This is a genomic window from Chromatium okenii (assembly GCF_016583745.1).
GTDB classification, from domain to species: Bacteria; Pseudomonadota; Gammaproteobacteria; order Chromatiales; family Chromatiaceae; genus Chromatium; species Chromatium okenii.
Genome location: NZ_NRRQ01000082.1, coordinates 1 through 3,306, shown reverse-complemented (window position 1 = coordinate 3,306; position 3,306 = coordinate 1). Strand labels below are relative to the sequence as shown.

The following is a 3,306-nucleotide window of genomic DNA, read 5'->3' as shown; positions in this document are numbered from 1 at the left end:
ATCCGAGCGCCGACCTTGATGCCAGCACCGAATACTATGTGCTGATCGACAGCGGCGCCTTTAAGGACGCGGCGAACAACGTCTACACCGGCATCAGCAGCACCACCGCGTTGAGCTTCACCACTGCTGCGGCCGACACCACCGCGCCGACGCTCACCAGCAGCACCCCAGTGGACAACGCCACGGCGGTTGTGGTCGGCAGCGACATCGTGCTGACCTTCAACGAGAACGTCACCGCCGTCACCGGCAAGAACCTGGTCATTTACAAGACCAGCGATAACAGCGTGGTCGCCACCATCGCGGCCGACGATCCGCAGATCGCGATTGCGGGCGGTGTGGTCACGGTCAATCCGAGCGTAGACCTTGATGCCAGCACCGAATACTATGTGCTGATCGACAGCGGCGCCTTTAAGGACGCGGCGAACAACGTCTACACCGGCATCAGCAGCACCACCGCGTTGAGCTTCACCACCGCCGCTGCGGTCGACACCACCGCGCCGACGCTCACCAGCAACGTCCCGGCGGACAACGCCACGGCGGTTGTGGTCGGCAGCGACATCGTGCTGACCTTCAGCGAAACCGTCACTGCCGTCACCGGCAAGAACGTGGTCATTCACAAGACCAGCGACAACAGCGTGGTCGCCACCATCGCGGCTGACGATGCGCAGATTGCGGGCGGTGTGGTCACGGTCAATCCGACCGCCGACCTTGACCCCAGCACCGAATACTATGTGCTGATCGACAACGGCGCCTTTAAGGACGCGGCGAACAACGTCTACACCGGCATCAGCAGCAACACCGCGTTGAGCTTCACCACCGCCGCCACGCCTACTGATATTACCGCCGGTGGTATTTTCACTGCGACTACTGGCGTGGACATCTACGAGATGGATTACACCGTGACTCTTGGTCGTGCAACAACGGTGATGAGTGCTGGAACAGCAACCATTAATGACTTCGATCCAACGCAAGATATTTTGCGCTTTGACAATATAACCACGACGACAGCGAGTACTGAAGCAGCGTTCTTGGTGACACCAGGCGTGGTTTGGAGTGAGAATCCGTTCGACGGTTCGACTTCATTCTTCTTTGACCCTAATGCAGCGGGAACTGCTGGTGGTGTGAAGCTTACTGGTATTCAAGATGAAGCGTTGACACAGATTGTTGCTCAGATTGTGTAGTCGTTAGTTTTTAACCCCACTCATTACTAATGAGTGGGGGTGGGTTGTTTATACAGTGAATCTGAACACTTTACTTAACGGGAATATTCATAATGGCAACAATCGCGAATTCTTCTGGTCCTGATGTCATCGTGCCAACTGGCGGTAATACTTATTTAGGTGGTGCTGGTAATGACACCTATTTGATTACGTCGCTATTAGCGGCGGGATCAACCGCCGTAATTACTGATACTGAAGGCACAGATAAACTGCAATTGGTTGATGGCTTAACCATCACTTCTACTTTTTATGCAAATGCAGTGGAATTAACACTGTCGAACGGTGGGAAGGTGCAGGTTACTGGTGCCAGTAGATTGAGCTATGAAGTGGGCGCAAATGCGACTAGCGGTGATACGGCGTCGCCGCAAACCTTTGAGCAGTTCGCTACAATACTTGGTGTGACGTTGCCAACGGGCAGTGCGCTTGCAGCAGGAACAACCTATACGGTGCCCGCAACCGACACCACCGCGCCGACGCTCACCAGCAACGTCCCGGCGGACAACGCCACGGCGGTTGTGGTCGGCAGCGACATCGTGCTGACCTTCAACGAGAACGTCACCGCCGTCACCGGCAAGAACCTGGTCATTCACAAGACCAGCGACAACAGCGTGGTCGCCACCATCNGGACAACGCCACGGCGGTTGTGGTCGGCAGCGACATCGTGCTGACCTTCAACGAGAACGTCACCGCCGTCACCGGCAAGAACCTGGTCATTTACAAGACCAGCGACAACAGCGTGGTCGCCACCATCGCGGCCGACGATCCGCAGATCACGATTGTAGGCGGCGTGGTCACGGTCAATCCGACCGCCGACCTTGATCCCAGCACCGAATACTATGTGCTGATCGACAACGGCGCTTTTGAGGACGCGGCGAACAACGTCTATGCCGGTCTGACCGACAAGACCGCGTTGAGCTTCACCACTGCCGATCCGGCGGATGTCACTGCGCCGACGCTCGACAACACCAACCCGCTGGACAACGCCACCGCCGTGGCGGTAGGCGCCAACGTGGTGCTGACCTTCAGCGAGGACGTCACCGCCGTCACCGGCAAGAACCTGGTCATTCACAAGACCAGCGATGACAGCGTGGTCGCCACGATCGCGGCCGACGATGCGCAGATCGCGATTGTAGGCGGCGTGGTCACGGTCAATCCGACCGCCGACCTTGACCCCAGCACCGAATACTATGTGCTGATCGACAACGGCGCCTTTGAGGACGCGGCGAACAACGTCTACACCGGCATCAGCAGCACCACCGCGTTGAGCTTCACCACTGCTGCGGCCGACACCACCGCGCCGACGCTCACCAGCAACGTCCCGGCGGACAACGCCACGGCGGTTGCGGTCGATGGCAACATCGTGTTGACCTTCAGCGAAGCCGTCGCCGCCGGCACCGGTAACATCGTCATCAGCGATGGCGCGGGCGACACCCGCACCATTGCAGTGGGCGATGCCCAGGTGACGATCAGCGGCACCACCGTGACCATCAATCCGACCGTCGACCTCAACTCCGACACCACCTACTCGGTGCAGATGGTCAGCGGGGTACTCACCGACACGGCAACGAACCCCTTTGCCGGGATCAACGACGCCACCACGCTCAACTTCTCCACGCCCGACACCACCGCCCCCACCGCCACCGTGGTCCTGACCGACAGCGCGCTGAGTGCGGGCGAGACCACCACCGTCACCGTCACCTTCAGCGAAGCGCCAACTGGCTTTGATGCAGCTGCCGATCTGACGGTTGAAAACGGCACTCTGGCTGCTGGAACGTTCGATGCTACCGGTCTGATTTACACGGCAACCTTCACGCCAACCGCTAACATCACAGACGCTACCAACGTGGTCACGCTCGGCACTGGCTGGACGGATGTCGCTACCAACGCTCCGGCGGCGGACACCGACTCGCTCAACTACGCGGTCGACACCACCGCCCCCACCGCCACCGTGGTTTTGGCCGACAGCGCGCTGAGTGCGGGCGAGACCACCACCGTCACCGTCACCTTCAGCGAGGTACCGACTGACTTTGTCGAAGCCGACGATCTGACGGTTGCCAACGGCACCCTGTCGGGCGGCACCTTCGAT

General features: G+C 59.3%; 2 protein-coding genes and 1 pseudogene. All 3 read left to right on the top strand.

What is annotated here, in order from left to right:
* Window positions 1–1,181: Ig-like domain-containing domain (locus CKO12_RS14165; RefSeq protein WP_200155370.1), on the top strand; the 1,181-nt coding region annotated here is incomplete at its 5' end.
* A gap of 92 nt (window positions 1,182–1,273) precedes the next feature.
* Window positions 1,274–1,843, top strand: a pseudogene (locus CKO12_RS15465) (Ig-like domain-containing domain); the annotation flags it as partial.
* 20 nt (window positions 1,844–1,863) lie between these two features.
* Window positions 1,864–3,306: Ig-like domain-containing protein (locus CKO12_RS15460; RefSeq protein ID WP_200155368.1), on the top strand; the 1,443-nt coding region annotated here is incomplete at its 3' end.